Annotated in this window: 15 protein-coding genes; 9 read left to right on the top strand and 6 right to left on the bottom strand. The window is 70.4% G+C overall.

All coding sequences use genetic code 11. The features are described from left to right. Window positions 1-18 precede the first annotated feature (18 nt). The 8 genes from AC1RGU_RS24540 (at window position 19) to AC1RGU_RS24505 (ending at window position 7,884) form a co-directional block, all read left to right on the top strand. Window positions 19-993, top strand: a complete 975-nt coding sequence (locus AC1RGU_RS24540; protein WP_492698496.1) for a tripartite tricarboxylate transporter substrate-binding protein — start codon at window positions 19-21, stop codon at window positions 991-993. A gap of 447 nt (window positions 994-1,440) precedes the next feature. Beyond that, the gene (locus AC1RGU_RS24535) at window positions 1,441-2,583 is read left to right on the top strand and encodes a branched-chain amino acid ABC transporter substrate-binding protein (protein WP_492698494.1); all 1,143 of its coding nucleotides are present in this window, start codon (window positions 1,441-1,443) and stop codon (window positions 2,581-2,583) included. 15 nt (window positions 2,584-2,598) lie between these two features. Further along, window positions 2,599-3,534, top strand: a complete 936-nt coding sequence (locus tag AC1RGU_RS24530; RefSeq protein WP_492698492.1) for a 4-hydroxyproline epimerase — start codon at window positions 2,599-2,601, stop codon at window positions 3,532-3,534. Between the two features lie 11 nt (window positions 3,535-3,545). Next, window positions 3,546-4,649, top strand: coding sequence for an NAD(P)/FAD-dependent oxidoreductase (locus tag AC1RGU_RS24525; protein WP_492698490.1), 1,104 nt, complete (start codon window positions 3,546-3,548; stop codon window positions 4,647-4,649). Continuing rightward, complete coding sequence (locus tag AC1RGU_RS24520) at window positions 4,646-4,894, top strand: (2Fe-2S)-binding protein (protein WP_492698488.1); 249 nt, start codon at window positions 4,646-4,648, stop codon at window positions 4,892-4,894. The genes AC1RGU_RS24525 and AC1RGU_RS24520 overlap by 4 nt, the downstream gene beginning before the upstream one ends. Then, on the top strand, window positions 4,891-6,165 hold the full coding sequence (locus tag AC1RGU_RS24515) for an FAD-dependent oxidoreductase (RefSeq protein WP_492698486.1): 1,275 nt from the start codon (window positions 4,891-4,893) through the stop codon (window positions 6,163-6,165). The genes AC1RGU_RS24520 and AC1RGU_RS24515 overlap by 4 nt, the downstream gene beginning before the upstream one ends. Beyond that, entirely contained in the window at window positions 6,162-6,878 is a 717-nt protein-coding gene (locus AC1RGU_RS24510; protein ID WP_435533337.1) for a GntR family transcriptional regulator, read from the top strand. Before AC1RGU_RS24515 ends, AC1RGU_RS24510 begins: the two co-directional genes overlap by 4 nt. Before the next feature lie 79 nt (window positions 6,879-6,957). Beyond that, entirely contained in the window at window positions 6,958-7,884 is a 927-nt protein-coding gene (locus tag AC1RGU_RS24505) for a fatty acid desaturase family protein (protein WP_492698484.1), read from the top strand. A gap of 4 nt (window positions 7,885-7,888) precedes the next feature. Here the strand turns inward: AC1RGU_RS24505 and AC1RGU_RS24500 are convergent, their stop codons facing one another. Then, on the bottom strand, window positions 7,889-8,779 hold the full coding sequence (locus tag AC1RGU_RS24500) for an EamA family transporter (RefSeq protein ID WP_492698482.1): 891 nt from the start codon (window positions 8,777-8,779) through the stop codon (window positions 7,889-7,891). 89 nt (window positions 8,780-8,868) lie between these two features. On the opposite strand from AC1RGU_RS24500, the gene AC1RGU_RS24495 reads away from it, so the two are divergent. Then, window positions 8,869-9,756, top strand: coding sequence for a LysR family transcriptional regulator (locus AC1RGU_RS24495; RefSeq protein WP_487847674.1), 888 nt, complete (start codon window positions 8,869-8,871; stop codon window positions 9,754-9,756). Between the two features lie 13 nt (window positions 9,757-9,769). Here the strand turns inward: AC1RGU_RS24495 and AC1RGU_RS24490 are convergent, their stop codons facing one another. The 5 genes from AC1RGU_RS24490 to AC1RGU_RS24470 form a co-directional block, all read right to left on the bottom strand. After that, a complete protein-coding gene (locus AC1RGU_RS24490) occupies window positions 9,770-10,093 on the bottom strand; it encodes a hypothetical protein (RefSeq protein WP_492698480.1) in 324 nt (107 codons plus the stop codon). 91 nt (window positions 10,094-10,184) lie between these two features. Beyond that, window positions 10,185-10,355 (bottom strand): hypothetical protein, encoded by a 171-nt coding sequence (locus AC1RGU_RS24485; protein WP_167395080.1) that lies wholly within the window; start codon window positions 10,353-10,355, stop codon window positions 10,185-10,187. A 94-nt stretch (window positions 10,356-10,449) separates the two neighbouring features. After that, window positions 10,450-11,892 carry an ATP-dependent RNA helicase DbpA gene (dbpA, locus tag AC1RGU_RS24480; protein WP_139706904.1) on the bottom strand — a complete coding sequence of 481 codons (1,443 nt, stop codon included), beginning with the start codon at window positions 11,890-11,892 and terminating at the stop codon, window positions 10,450-10,452. 124 nt (window positions 11,893-12,016) lie between these two features. Then, window positions 12,017-12,286: a translation initiation factor IF-1 gene (gene infA, locus AC1RGU_RS24475; RefSeq protein WP_062482563.1), complete on the bottom strand. Its 270-nt coding sequence runs from the start codon at window positions 12,284-12,286 to the stop codon at window positions 12,017-12,019. Between the two features lie 553 nt (window positions 12,287-12,839). Continuing rightward, window positions 12,840-14,090, bottom strand: a complete 1,251-nt coding sequence (locus AC1RGU_RS24470) for an MFS transporter (RefSeq protein ID WP_492698478.1) — start codon at window positions 14,088-14,090, stop codon at window positions 12,840-12,842. Window positions 14,091-14,129: the final 39 nt, after the last annotated feature.

Raw genomic sequence — 14,129 nt, 5'->3', positions numbered from 1 at the left:
ATGAAAGCGGCCACCTCGATGACTTTTCCCCTGTTCACCCGACGTTCGCTGGCTGCGCTTGCAGCCGCCGTGGCCCTGGGCGGCCTTGGTGCCGCGCACGCACAGCAGCGCGTGATCCACATCATCGTGCCCTTCGGCACGGGCGCCGTGCAGGACACGGTGGCGCGCGCCTTCAACAACGAGCTGGGCGTCGCGCTCGGCGGCAGCGCCATCGTCGAGAACCGCGCGGGCGCGGGCGGCACGGTGGGCGCGGCGGTGGCGGCCAAGGCGCCGGCCGACGGCAACACGCTGGTGCTGGCGGCGGCCAGCCACAACATCGCGGGCTTCCTGTACAGCAAGCTGCCTTACGACCCGCTGAAGGACTTCGTCGGCGTGGCCAACGTGGGCAACGCGGGCTACGTGCTGGCGGTGGCCAGCGGCATGAACGTGTCCAACACGGCCGACTTCATCAAGGAGGTCAAGGCCAACCCCGGCAAGTACAACTACGCCTCGGCCGGCAACGGCAGCGCCACGCACCTCGCGATGGCGTCGTTCCTCGCGAAGGCGGGCCTGCAGATGACGCACATCCCGACCAAGTCGACCGGCGAGGCCGTGAACGAGGTGCTCGCGGGCCGGGTGCAGGCGGTCATCTCGTCGAGCATCGGCGTGATGGGCTTCCAGGACGACGCACGCGTGAAGCTGCTGGCCTCCACGGGCCAGTCGCGCAGCCCCTTTCTGCCGAAGCTGCCGACGGTGGGCGAGAGCGGCCTGCCGGGCTACGCCTTCGACTCGTGGATTGGCCTCTTGGCGCCGGCGGGCACGCCGAAGGCCGAGGTCGAGCGCATCAACGCGGCGGCCAACAAGGTGCTGGCCGATCCGGTGATCCAGGAACGCTTCAAGCGCCTGGGCGTGGAGCCGCGCAGCCAGAGTGCCGAGGCCTTCCAGAAGCTGCTGCGTGCGGATTGGGATGCGATGGGGGCGGTGGTGAAGGCTTCCGGGGCCAAGGTCGACTGACCTTCTTGTTGTTGTCCGGGTGGGTGCTCCTGTCCGGGGCGCGTGCCCGGGCCACCGGGTACTTCCCTCCGCGAATGTCCCCCGGGGCTTCGCCCCTCCTCCTTGATTTCGCTGCGGGAAGCACCCAGTGTCCCGGGCACGGGGCACGCTGCTGGTTCTCCGCCGATCAACCACCGCACTGACCCGATCACGTCGATGGGGTGCCTTGCGCAGCGAAATCAAGGAGGAGGCCGAAGGCCGGGGGACATTCGCGGAGCAAGGCTCCCCGTCGGCGGGATCGCGCCCTGAACAGCCCGTTTGTTCACAGATATCACAGAAGCCCTCAGCCCGAAAGAGCGCTTGCCCCACAGATATCTACAAGATATGTGCTTAATATATTTAAACTGAGACAGGTCTCCATGCACTCGGCCCTGTCGTTTTTCATTGTTCCCAACCCTAGGAAGAAGCATGAAGTCACAAGCAGGCATGGTTTCCTCACTCAGTCTCGCGGGCCTGGTCGCCCTGGCCGTGGCCAGCCCCGCGCAGGCCCAGGAGCAGGTGGTCAAGATCGGCCACAGCGGTCCGCTGTCGGGTCCCAACGCCTTCGCGGGCAAGGACAATGAAAACGGCATCCGCCTGGCCATCGAGGAGCTCAACGCGAAGAAGCTCAGCGTCGGCGGCAAGACGCTGAAGTTCGAGCTGATCTCCGAAGACGACCAGTGCGACGCCAAGACCGGCGTCAGCGTGGCGCAGAAATTCGTCGACGACGGCGTCAAGTTCGTCATGGGCCCGTACTGCTCGGGCGTGGCCATTCCGGCCTCGCGCATCTACAGCGACGGCGGCACGCTGGTCTCCACCGTGGGCACCAACCCGAAGGTCACGCAGGGCGGCTACAAGAACCTGTACCGCATCATCGCCAGCGACAACCAGATCGGCGGCGCCATGGCCGTGTACGCGGCCAAGGAACTGAAGGTGAAGAAGGTCGGCGTGATCGACGACCGCACCGCCTTCGGCCAGGGCCTCGCCGAAGAGTTCACCAAGGAGGCCAAGAAGCAGGGCCTCACCATCGTCGGCCAGGAGTTCACCACCGACAAGGCCGTCGACTTCACCGCCATCCTGACCAACATGAAGGGCAAGGCGCCCGAGGCGATCTTCTTCGGCGGCTACGCGCCGCAGGCCGCGCCCATGGCGCGCCAGATGAAGCAACTGGCCGTGCCCGGCAAGCTGCTGGGCGGCGACACCGTGTGCAGCCCGGCCACCGGCAAGATCGGCGGCGACGCGGTGAACGACCTGGTGTTCTGCGCGCAGGGCGGCTCCATGCTCGAGAAGGCGCAAAGCGGCCCGGCCTTCAAGGAGAAGTTCAAGAAGCGCTTCAACGTCGACCCCGACGCGTACGCCGCCTCGTACTATGACCAGGTGCTGTTCATCGGCGAGTCGATGAAGAAGGCCAACGCCATCGACCCCGACAAGGTCGGCGCCGAGCTCTACAAGGCCACCTACAAGGGCGTGGCCGCCACCTACGCGTACGACGACAAGGGCAACATGAAGCAGGCGCCCATCACCGTCTTCACCTTCAAGAACGCGGCCCCGGTGCCCATTGCCAGTTACTGAGCGAGCCCCACACCCATGCAACGCATCCAGGTCATCGACTCGCACACGGGCGGCGAGCCCACGCGCCTTGTGATCGGCGGCTTTCCCGATCTGGGAAAGGGCTCCATGGCCGAGCGCCGCACGCTGCTGGCCGATCAACATGACAAGTGGCGCGCAGCGGCCGTGCTCGAGCCGCGCGGCAGCGACGTCGTCGTCGGCGCGCTGCTGTGCGAGCCGGTGTCGCCCGATGCCGCCGCAGGCGTGATCTTCTTCAACAACGCCGGCTACCTGGGCATGTGCGGCCACGGCACCATCGGGCTGGTCGCGAGCCTCGCGCACATGGGGCGCATCGGCGTGGGCGAGCACCGCATCGAGACGCCGGTCGGCACGGTCACGACCACGCTGCATGCCGACGGCTCGGTGAGCGTGCGCAATGTGCCGGCGTACCGGCACCTGCATCAGGTGGCGGTCGAGCTGCCGGGCCATGGCGTCGTGCGCGGCGACGTGGCCTGGGGCGGCAACTGGTTCTTCCTGGTGAGCGAACACGGCCAGCGCGTGGCGAGCGACAACCTCGCGGCGCTGACCGACTACACCGCCGCCTTGCGCCGCGCGCTCGCAGCGCAGGGCATCACAGGCGCGGACGGCGCGGAGATCGATCACATCGAACTCTTCGCAAGCGATGACCAAGGCGCGGACAGCCGCAACTTCGTGCTGTGCCCCGGCAACGCCTACGACCGCTCGCCCTGCGGCACCGGCACCAGCGCCAAGATCGCCTGCCTCGCCGCCGACGGCAAGCTCGCGCCGGGCGCGGTGTGGCGGCAGGCCAGCGTGATCGGCAGCGTCTTCGAGGCGAGCTACGCGATGGACGGCGACCAGGTCATTCCCACGCTGCGCGGCCGCGCGCACATCAGCGCCGAGGCCACGCTGCTCATCGACGACAACGACCCCTTCGGCTGGGGCATCCGCCTCTGACCCCGGGGCGCATGGACGCGGACGTCATCGTCATCGGCGCCGGCATCGTCGGCGCGGCGTGTGCCCATGCGCTGGCGCAGGCCGGGCGCCGCGTGCACGTGCTCGACGCGCGCCTGGGCGGTGCCACCGGCGCGGGCATGGGCCACCTCGTAGTGATGGACGACAACGCGGCCGAACTCGAGCTCAGCCGCCACTCGGTCGCGCAATGGCGCGCTCTCGCGCCGCGCCTGGGCGCTGACTGCGCCTACAGCCCCTGCGGCACGCTCTGGATCGCGGCGAACGACGAGGAAATGGCCGAGGCCGAACGCAAGCAGCTGCGGCTGGGCGCGCTCGGCATCGAGAGCCGACTGCTGAATGCGGCCGAACTCGCACGCGCCGAGCCCGCGTTGCGCCCCGGCCTGTCGGGCGCGCTCGAAGTGCCGGGCGACGGCATCCTCTATGCGCCGAACGCGGCACGCTGGCTGCTCGCGCAGCACGCCGCGTTGGTGCAGGTCGAGCACGCGAAGGTCGAGGCCATCGAAGACGACGGCACGCTGCGCCTGTCCGATGGCAGCCGCCGCACCGCGCCGCAGGTCGTGCTCGCCAACGGCATCGAGGCGACGACGCTGTGCCCCGAGCTGCCGATCCGCCCGAAGAAGGGCCACCTGCTCATTACCGACCGCTACCCGGGCACGGTGCGCCACCAGCTCGTCGAGCTTGGCTACGTGACCAGCGCGCACCACAGCGACGGCGACTCGGTCGCCTTCAACGTGCAGCCGCGGCCCACGGGGCAGCTGCTGGTCGGCTCGTCGCGCCAGTTCGACACGACCGACCTGGCCGTGGAGGCGCCGATGCTCGCGCGCATGCTGCAGCGCACGCTCGACTACCTGCCGGGGCTCGCCGGCCTGAACGCCGTGCGCGCGTGGACCGGCCTGCGCGCCGCCTCGCCCGACGGCCTGCCGCTGCTGGGCAGGCACCCGTGGCGCGAGAAGCTCTGGCTCGCGGTCGGCCACGAAGGGCTGGGCGTGACCACGGCGCCGGGCAGCGCGCACGTGCTCGCAGCGCTGATGACCGGCACGGCGCCCGATTTCGACGCCGCGCCGTATGCGCCGCGCGGCCTGCGGGAGCGGGCATGAGCGCTCAAACCTTGCTGCACATCGACGGACAGCCCGTGCGCGTGAAGGCGGGTAGCTCGGTCGCCGCCGCGCTGCGCGTTGCCGGCGGCATGGGCGCGGCGCGCACCTCGGTCACGGGCCAGCCGCGCGCGCCGTTCTGCGGCATGGGCGTGTGCCAGGAATGCCGCGTGCAGATCGACGGGCGGCGACGCCTCGCCTGCCAGACCGTGTGCACTGAAGGCATGCGCGTGGAGACGACGGCATGAGCGGCGTGGCGCTCGACGCGTGCGATGTGCTGGTCGTCGGCGCGGGCCCCGCAGGCATGGCCGCGGCCGTGGCGGCGGCGTCCAGCGGAGCGTCGGTCGTGGTGATCGACGACAACCCCGCGCCCGGCGGTCAGATCTGGCGTGACGGCCCCGGCGCGTCGCTGCCCCCGGAGGCACGCCGCTGGCGCGAGGCGCTCGCACGCCACGCGAACCTGCGTGTGCGCAGCGGCGCGCGTGTGGTTGCTGCGCCTGCCTCGCATGAACTGCTGCTCGAAGACGCCGAGGGCGCGACGCGCATGCGATGGACAAAGCTCATCCTGTGCACCGGCGCCCGCGAGCTGCTGCTGCCCTTCCCCGGTTGGACGCTGCCCGGTGTGACGGGCGCGGGCGGCCTGCAGGCGCTGATCAAGGCCGGCCTGCCGGTCGAGGGCGAGCGCATCGTCATCGCCGGCAGCGGGCCCTTGCTGCTGGCCGCCGCAGCCACCGCCAAGGCAGCGGGCGCGCAGGTGCTGCGCATTGCCGAGCAGGCCTCGTTCGCCTCGGTCGCGGCCTTCGGTGCCAGCCTCGTGCGGTGGCCCGGCAAGGCCGTGCAGGCGCTCACGCTGGCCGATGCGAACTACCGCACCGCGTCGCGCATCGTCTCCGCGCAGGGCACGACGCAGGTCGAATCGGTGCGGCTGCGCCAAGGCAGCCGCGAGGTCGAGATGGCCTGCGACCGCATCGCCTGCGGCTTCGGCCTCACGCCCAACACGCAGCTGGGCCAGCTGCTCGGCTGCGCGCTGGTGGGGCCGGGGCTCACGGTCGACGCACTGCAGGCCACGAACGTCGCGGGCATCTACGCGGCCGGCGAATGCACCGGCTTCGGCGGCAGCGAGCGCGCGCTGGTGCAGGGCACCATCGCCGGCCACGCGGCCGTCGGCGAGGCCGCCCAGGCCCGCGCGCACGACCGCGAACGCGCCCGCTGGGACGCTTTCGCCGCCCAGCTGCACCGCCGCTTCGCGCTGGCCGACGACCTCAAGGCCCTGCCCCGCCCCGACACGCTCGTGTGCCGCTGCGAAGACGTGCCCTTTGCCGCGCTCTCGGCCTGCACCGGCTGGACCGATGCCAAGCTGCACCGCCGCTGCGGCATGGGCGCCTGCCAGGGGCGCGTGTGCGGCGACGCGGCGCAGTTCCTGTTCGGCTGGACGCCGCCCGCGCCGCGCCCGCCGCTGGTGCCGGTCCGCATCGAGACACTGGCCGGGCTCGCAGCGCCCGGCGACGCCCGACAATGACGGCCCCGCATCCGCACACGCACGAGCACATCCACATCCCCACCATGGCCGCCCCGAAGACCGCTCCCCGACCCCCGCCCAAGCGCCGCGCGGCCGACCTGGCCTACGACGCCATCGAGGCGCTGCTGTCCACCATGCAGCTGGAGCCCGGCAGCCAGATCGTCGAGGCCGAGCTGGCCGAGCGCACGGGCCTGGGCCGCACGCCGGTGCGCGAGGCGCTGATGCGCATGGTGTCGATCGGCCTCATCGTGCAGCAGCCGCGCCGCGGCCTGCTGGTGTCGACCATCGACCTGGCCGACCACCTGGACGTGATCCAGACCCGCCGCGTGCTCGAGCAGCTGATTGCCGCCTGCGCCGCGCGCCGCGCCACCGCGCCGCAGCGCCAGGCGATCGTGCGCTGCGCCGAGGCCATGGTCGAAGCCGCAGGCCGCGGCGACCTGAACGACTACATGCAGGCCGACCGCGCGCTCGATCTCGTCACGCACCAGGCGAGCCACAACGACTCGGCGGTGAAGGCGGTGGTGCCGCTGATCGTGCAGTGCCGGCGCTTCTGGTACGCGTACCAGCACGAGGGCGAGATCGTCGAGGGCGCCAACGCGCACCTCGAACTGGCGCAGGGCATCGCCACCGGCGACGAGGCCGCGGCCATCGCGGGCGCCGAGCGGCTCATGGACTACCTCGAAGTCTTCGCCCGGAAAATCATCGACAAGTAGGCCGAAGGGCCTCGCTCCCAGGCGCCCACACCGGGGAACTACGCGTGATCTGCCGGCGCCTTCGCCGCATACTGGCCCGATGGCCGCTGCACCCCGCGCTCGACCCGAAGACTTCTTCACCCCCGACGAGTGGCAATCGCTCACCGCGCGCTCGTCCTGGCGGGGCCTGTGGCTGGTGGCGCACTGCTGGGGCGTGATCGGCGCCGCGATGCTCGTGGGCATCGTGTGGCCGTGGACCATTCCGCTCATGGTGCCGATCGTCGGCACGCGCCAGCTGGGTTTGTTCATCCTCATGCACGACGCCGCGCACGCGGGGCTGCACCGCCACCGCAAGGTCAACGACTGGGTGGGCTACTGGCTGTGCTCGCCCACGCTGCGCGACTACCGGCCCTATCACCTGCAACACCACCGCTTCGTGCAGCAGACCGAAGATCCCGACCTCGTGCTGTCGGCGCCCTTCCCGATCTCGCGCGACTCGATGTGGCGCAAGGTCGTGCGCGACCTCAGCGGGCAGACCTTCTACAAGCAGCGCTTCGGCCACATCGCCGACGCCCTGCGCCAGCGTGAGCCGGGCGAATCGGCGCTGCGCGTGTTCGGGCGCGAGCTGGCGAAGGACCAGCGTTTCCTCATCGGCAACGGCCTGGGCCTGCTGGCCTTCACGCTGGCCGGGGTCTGGTGGGCCTGGGTGCTGATGTGGCTGCTGCCGATGGCGACCTGGCTGCCGCTCGTGAGCCGCGTGCGCAACATCGCCGAGCATGCGCTGGTGGCGCAGAACGAGGCCGACCCGCTGCGCCAGGCGCGCACCACGCACGCAGGCTGGCTCGAACGCATCTTCGTGGCGCCCTACTGGGTCAACTACCACTGCGAGCACCACATGTTCACCAACCTGCCCTGCTGGGCGCTGCCGAAGGCGCACCGCCTGCTGCAGCGCCAGGGCGCGACCGCGCGCATGGAAATACAGCCCGGCTACCTGCAGCTGCTGCGCCAGGCAGCGCCAGTGGCGTAAGCCTTCAGCGGCTGGGTGCGGGCTGCACCGCCGCCACCGGCTGCGCACCGCGCTGCGCCTGCTGGCTCAGCCAGATGCTCGCGATCACGATGCCGATGCCCGCCATCTGCCAGCCCGAGAGGCTCTGGCCCAGCAAGGCCCAGCCCAGGATCACGGCCGTCACCGGGCTCAGGAAGGCCAGCGGCGCGATCGCCGAGGGCTCCAGCCGCGCCACGCCACGGAACCACACGATGTAGGTCAGCGCGGCGCCGACCAGGCCGAGCCAAGCGAAGCCGACCCAGTTCATCGCCGTGAGCGCGGGCAGCGGCGGTTCCAGCCACAGCGCCACCGGCAGCAGCAGCAGGCCGCCGGCGGTCAGCTGCCAGGCCGTGAAAGTCAGCGCCGACACCGGCGGCTGCCAGCGGCGGCTGAGCACCGTGCCGAAGGCCATCGACACGGCCGCCGCGAGCGCCGCGGCGATGCCCAGCGCGTCGAGCGCGGCGTTCGGCGTGAGCACCAGCAGCGCCACCCCGCCCATGCCGATCACGGCCGCCGCCACCGACAGCGCGCGCACCGGCGCGCCCAGCAGCAGGCCGGCGAGGAACACCACGAACAGCGGCTGCACCGAGGTGATGGTGGCCGCCACGCCGCCCGGCAGCCGGTAGGCTGCCAGGAACAGCATCCCCCACAGCATCGAGAAGTTCAGCGCCCCCAGCAACAGGATGCGCCCCCACCACGCCCGGGGCGGCAGCTGGCGCACGATCAGCATCAGCAGCAGGCCCGCCGGCAGCGCGCGCAGCAGCGCCACCGTCAGCGGGTAGTTCGCCGGCAGCAGCTCGGTGGTCACGATGTAGGTGCTGCCCCAGACCGCGGGGGCGATCGCGGTGAGCAGGAGGTCGGTGGTGCGGGAGGTCATGGCTCGAATCTAGGGCGTTGACCTGTGGTTGTGAATGCTCGAATAATGAATTGATTATTTACTGACAGTCGTCAATCGAGCGCCGGCCCATGGACCATCTCACCGCCCTCAAGGTCTTTCGCACCACCGCCGCGGCGGGCAGCTTTGCCGGCGCCGCGCGGCAGCTGGGGCTGTCGGCCGCGGCCGTCAGCAAGAACATCGCCGAGCTGGAGGCGCACCTGAAGGTGCGGCTGATCAACCGCACCACGCGCAGCATGAGCCTCACCGAGGCCGGCGCGGCCTACGTGGAGCGGCTCGCGCGCATCCTCGACGACCTGGACGAGGCCGACGCCGCGCTGGCGCCCGTGGGCGCGAGCCCGGGCGGCGTGCTGCGCGTGAGCGCGCCGCTGACCTTCGCGCTGACCTGCATCTCGCCGCACATCCCCGCCTTCCTGGCGCGCCACCCGAACCTGCGGCTCGAGCTGAACCTGCAGGACACCCGCATCGACCTGATCGGCGAAGGTTACGACCTCGCGATCCGCGGCAGCGACCGGCTGGAAGATTCGAGCCTGGTCGCGCGCGAACTCATGACCATGACCCACGTGCTGTGCGGTGCGCCCGGCTACTTCGCGGCCCACGGCCGGCCCGCCGCGCCCGAAGACCTGAAGGCCCACGAGTGCGTGCAGTTCACGCTGTCGGGCCACGCGAACAAGTGGACCTTCCGCCGCGCCGGGCGCAGCGTGGCGGTGCCGATCGACGGGCGCTACAAGGTCAGCTCCAGCATCGCCGTGCGCGACGCGCTGCTCGCGGGCTTCGGCCTGAGCCTGGTGCCGCGCATCTATGTCGAGCAGGAGCTGGCAGCGGGCCGGCTCGAAGCCGTGCTCGCCGACTGGGAGGCCGACCGCACGCCGGTGTACGCCGTGTACCCGTCGCGTCACCTGGCGGCGAAGACGCGCGCCTTTGTCGACTTCCTGCTGGAGCGGTTCGCGGCGCGGTGAGGCGCGCGGGGGGCTAGTCGCCCGCCGGCTCGGCGATCTCGGGCGCTTCCCACCCCAGCAGCTCGGCCAGCCGCTGCACGATCCAGCCGGCCTCGGGCACCGACACGCCCGATTCCGGCGTGGCCAGCCCCGCGTGGATGCGCCGCAGGATCTCGCTTTCGACCGGCACCTCGGTGTGGTGCTGGATCTGCGCATGGCCCACGAGGTGGCCGGCGAGGTCTTCGCAGATCTCGTAGCGCGCGCGCACCACGTCGATCGGTTCGCGCAGGCGCTGACGCGTGTCGCTGTAGACCGCGAAGAACGAGGGCGGGATGTAGATCTGGTTGTCGTCGGACATGGCGGCGCGTGATGCAGGGCAGGCCCCAATGACAAAACGCGCCCGGGGGCGCGTTCGTCGTGGCTCCGAAGAAAGAGCCGCGGGGGCTGGATCAGCCGCCCTTGCTCGGGCGCTTGCCCGGGTTCTTCTTGCTGCGCGTGGCGGTGCCGCGCTCGAGGCTGATCTTCTGGCCGCCACCGTTGCGCGGCACGGTGTAGCCGGGCATGGGCGTCGGCTTCGGGCTGGCAAGACGGTCGGCTTCGGTACGGATTTTCTTGGGCATGGAAAGCTCGGATAAAAAAGATGTTCGACCCCCGATTAGGCCACATCGGCAGATTTCGTCTGCCAAGCGCCCAAACAGGAGCATGGGAGGGATGTCAGGTCGACTGCGGTGTCAGCAGGCGCACCTTGACGCTCTTGCCCTTCACGCGGCCGTTGCCGAGCTTGCGGGCGGCTTCTTCGGCAATGCCGCGGTCCACCGCGACATAGGTCGAAAACTCGTTGACGTTGATCTTGCCGACCTGGTCCTTGGTGTAGCCGCAGTCGCCGGTCAGCGCGCCCAGCACGTCGCCGGCGCGGATCTTTTCCTTGCGCCCGCCCACGATCTGCAGCGTGGCCATGGGCGGCGTGAGCGGTGCGCCCTTGGCGGGCGTGAGCTCGGTAAGCTGGTGCCATTCGGACTCGCGGCCCTGCAGCTGTTCGATCTTCCCGACGAAGCCCATCTCGTTCATGCTGGCCAGGTTCAGCGCCAGGCCTTCCGAGCCGCCCTGCTGGCCCACGCGGCCGGTGCGGCCCACGCGGTGGATGTGGATTTCGGAGTCGGGCGTCACGTCGACGTTGATCACCGCTTCGAGCTGCGCGATGTCCAGGCCGCGCGCCGCCACGTCGGTGGCCACCAGCACCGAGCAGCTGCGGTTGGCGAACTGCACCAGCACCTGGTCGCGCTCGCGCTGCTCCAGCTCGCCGAACAGCGCCATCGCGCTGAAGCCCTGCGCCTGCAGCACGTCGACGAGGTCGCGGCACTGCTGCTTGGTGTTGCAGAAGGCCAGCGTGCTCACGGGACGGAAATGGTCCAGCAGCAGGCTCACGGCGTGCAGCCGCTCGCTGTCCTTCACCTGGTACCAGCGCTGGCGGATCTTGCTGCCTTCATGCTGGGCCTGCACCGTGATCTGCTCGGGGTTCTTCATGAACTGCTGCGCGAGCTTGGCGATGCCTTCGGGGTAGGTGGCCGAGAACAGCAGCGTCTGGCGTTCCTTGGGGCACTGGCGCGCCACCTTCACGATGTCGTCGAAGAAGCCCATGTCGAGCATGCGGTCGGCCTCGTCGAGCACCAGCGTGTTGAGCGCCGAGAGGTCGAGGTTCTCGCGCTCCAGGTGGTCCATGATGCGGCCCGGCGTGCCCACCACGATGTGCGCGCCGTGCTCCAGGCTGGCGATCTGCCCGCGCAGCGCGACGCCGCCGCACAGCGTGACGACCTTGATGTTTTCTTCGGCGCGCGCCAGGCGGCGGATCTCGGTCGTGACCTGGTCGGCCAGCTCGCGCGTGGGGCACAGCACCATCGCCTGGATGGCGAAGCGGCGCGGGTTCAGGTTGGACAGCAGTGCCAGTGCGAAGGCGGCGGTCTTGCCGCTACCGGTCTTGGCCTGGGCGATCAGGTCCTTGCCCAGCAAGGCGGGCGGCAGCGCGGCGGCCTGGATGGCCGTCATCTGCGTGTAGCCGAGCTGGGTGAGGTTGGCCAGCATCTGGGGCGACAGCGCCAGCGTGGCAAAGCCGTGGGGTTCGGCCTGGAGGCCGCCGGCTGGGGAGGTGGTGGAGTTCATCGTTCGGCAGCCGGAGACAGACAGACAGGAAAACGCAAAAGGGAAAAAGTGACGGCCCGGAAAAGACAAAGGCCTTGCAGGGCCCCCTCCGGGAGGGCGCTCTGCAAGGCCGGCCGGGCGTCGCTCAGCGGCGGGGCGTGTTGTTGCCCGAGTTGGTCGGCGGGGGGCCGCGGCGTTCCAGGTGGCGGAACGTGATGCGGCCCTTGGTCAGGTCGTAGGGCGACAGCTCGAGCGAGACCTTGTCGCCGGCCAGGATGCGGATGTGGTGCTTGCGCATCTTGCCGCCGCTGTAGGCGATCAGCTGGTGGCCGTTGTCGAGCGTGACGCGGTAGCGCGAGTCGGGCAGGACTTCGGTCACTGCGCCGTTCATTTCGATCAGTTCTTCCTTGGGCATGTGTGATTACCTCTGAATCGTTCGATGTGTGTTGGAGATGAAGATGGGCGTGTTGGTTTCAGTCGGCCGGCGGGTCAGCCGGCGTCCAGGAATCTGTCGTTGCGGTGCGGGAAGCAGAAACCTGCCCACCGCGATGCTGTTGCGAAAGTGTCCATGAAGCCTGGGGCGCTGCGTGCCGGTGCGGGGCGCGCAATGCCGAAAAATTAGTGAGAACGGACGCGCCGCACGCGCGATTCGCTTCAACAGGAACGAAGGCAGTGGTGGCATTCATGGGCGCCCGGTCTGGCGCTCCAACACACTGTGAAAGCCGGCGTGGCCCGAGGGCTGGAAACGAGAAGCCTGATGAATCCTGGAACCCGGATTCGGATGGCAACGCAGATCGGCCGGCGGGGGTGACGAAATTCTTCGTCGTGGTATCGAAACGAACCCGACATTATAGCTTGCAGGGCATGACAGTTGCTTGTCTTAAAAACAACGCCCGCATGAAAAAGGCCCCGAAGGGCCATCCATCCTGCAAAGGTAGCTATTGAAAATATAGCGCCCTGCGACCGGTTCAGGCACAGGCCGGTGCCGTCGACGCCGCAGGCGCGGCCGACCGGGCCCGCCGCGCCGCGCGCCACAGCAGCATCAGCCCCGCCAGCTGGGCGGCGGCGCCCACCCAGCCCACCGCGCTCACGCCGAACCACGCGATGGTCACGCCGCCCAGCCCCGAGCCCGCCGCGATGCCCAGGTAGACCGCCGAGGCGTTGAGCGACAGCGTCATCGGTGCGCGCTCGGGCGCCAGCCGGATCAGCCGCACCGCCTGCGCCGGGCCGAAGCCCCAGCCGGCGAAGCCCCACAGCGCCGAGAGGCCCACGATCAGCGGCAGCGCCAGCCCGCGCGGCAGCATCTGCGCGGCGAACGAGAGCCCGCCCATGATCACCACCAGCGCCAGCGCGAAGCCCCGCGCCATGCGGTCGGCGCCGAAACGGTCGGTGGCCCAGCCGCCGGTCGCGGTGCCCAGCGCCGCGGCCACGCCGATCGCGAAGAACACCGCGCCCACGCCCTCGGCCCCGAAGCCCAGCGTGTGGCCGAGGAACAGCGCGATGTAGGTGTAGAAGCTGAAGCCGCCCGTGGCCCACAGCACCGTGGCCAGCAGCGCCGGCGCCACGCCGGGTTCGCGCGCCACGGCGAAGGCCGAGGTGCGCGGGGCCGCGTCGGCCTTCGCCTGCACCAGCGTGCGCGGCAGCCCCACGAACAGGCCCCAGGTGGCCAGCGCCGCCACCGCGGCGATCAGCAGGTAGGCCGTGCGCCAGCCGCCCCAGCCCGCGATCCAGGCGCCCAGCGGCACGCCGAGCGCCACCGCCACGGTGCCGCCGCCGGTCACGATGGCCAGCGCCCGGCCGCGCAGCGCGGGCGACACCATCGCCGCCGCCACCGCGCTGGCCGTCGGCAGGAACACGCCCGCCACCAGCCCGAGCGCGACGCGCGCCAGGGCCAGCTGCGCGATGCCGTGCGCCATCGAGGCCGCCGCCGTGAGGCCCGCGAAGGTCGCGAGGCTGGCGATGAGCAGCGGGCGGCGCCCGAAGCGCGCGAGCAGCGCGGCCATCAGCGGCGAGCCGATCGCATAGCTCAGCGCGAACAGCAGCACCAGCTGGCCGGCCCGCGCGGCGCTGACCTGCAGGTCGGCCGCCAGCACCGGCAGCAGGCCGGCGACCATGAAGCTTTCGGTGCCGATGGCGAAGGCGCCCAGCGCGAGCCAGGCCAGGCCCAGGGGCAGGCGTTCGGCCGGCGGTTGCTGCGGGGTTTCAGGAGCGGTGTGCATGGTGAAGGACTCCATGGGTGGGTGTTCCAAGGCCTCCAG

The organism is Variovorax sp. GW823-FHT02B07 (assembly GCF_058797695.1).
This window is presented reverse-complemented; position numbering and strand designations above follow the sequence as displayed.

Bases quoted from the DNA above. Each gene is read 5' to 3' on its own strand.
- AC1RGU_RS24540 (WP_492698496.1), top strand. From the start codon at position 19: ATGACTTTTCCCCTGTTCACCCGACGTTCGCTGGCTGCGCTTGCAGCC.
- AC1RGU_RS24535 (WP_492698494.1), top strand. From the start codon at position 1,441: ATGAAGTCACAAGCAGGCATGGTTTCCTCACTCAGTCTCGCGGGCCTG.
- AC1RGU_RS24530 (WP_492698492.1), top strand. From the start codon at position 2,599: ATGCAACGCATCCAGGTCATCGACTCGCACACGGGCGGCGAGCCCACG.
- AC1RGU_RS24525 (WP_492698490.1), top strand. From the start codon at position 3,546: ATGGACGCGGACGTCATCGTCATCGGCGCCGGCATCGTCGGCGCGGCG.
- AC1RGU_RS24520 (WP_492698488.1), top strand. From the start codon at position 4,646: ATGAGCGCTCAAACCTTGCTGCACATCGACGGACAGCCCGTGCGCGTG.
- AC1RGU_RS24515 (WP_492698486.1), top strand. From the start codon at position 4,891: ATGAGCGGCGTGGCGCTCGACGCGTGCGATGTGCTGGTCGTCGGCGCG.
- AC1RGU_RS24510 (WP_435533337.1), top strand. From the start codon at position 6,162: ATGACGGCCCCGCATCCGCACACGCACGAGCACATCCACATCCCCACC.
- AC1RGU_RS24505 (WP_492698484.1), top strand. From the start codon at position 6,958: ATGGCCGCTGCACCCCGCGCTCGACCCGAAGACTTCTTCACCCCCGAC.
- AC1RGU_RS24500 (WP_492698482.1), bottom strand. From the start codon at position 8,779: ATGACCTCCCGCACCACCGACCTCCTGCTCACCGCGATCGCCCCCGCG.
- AC1RGU_RS24495 (WP_487847674.1), top strand. From the start codon at position 8,869: ATGGACCATCTCACCGCCCTCAAGGTCTTTCGCACCACCGCCGCGGCG.
- AC1RGU_RS24490 (WP_492698480.1), bottom strand. From the start codon at position 10,093: ATGTCCGACGACAACCAGATCTACATCCCGCCCTCGTTCTTCGCGGTC.
- AC1RGU_RS24485 (WP_167395080.1), bottom strand. From the start codon at position 10,355: ATGCCCAAGAAAATCCGTACCGAAGCCGACCGTCTTGCCAGCCCGAAG.
- dbpA (WP_139706904.1), bottom strand. From the start codon at position 11,892: ATGAACTCCACCACCTCCCCAGCCGGCGGCCTCCAGGCCGAACCCCAC.
- infA (WP_062482563.1), bottom strand. From the start codon at position 12,286: ATGCCCAAGGAAGAACTGATCGAAATGAACGGCGCAGTGACCGAAGTC.
- AC1RGU_RS24470 (WP_492698478.1), bottom strand. From the start codon at position 14,090: ATGCACACCGCTCCTGAAACCCCGCAGCAACCGCCGGCCGAACGCCTG.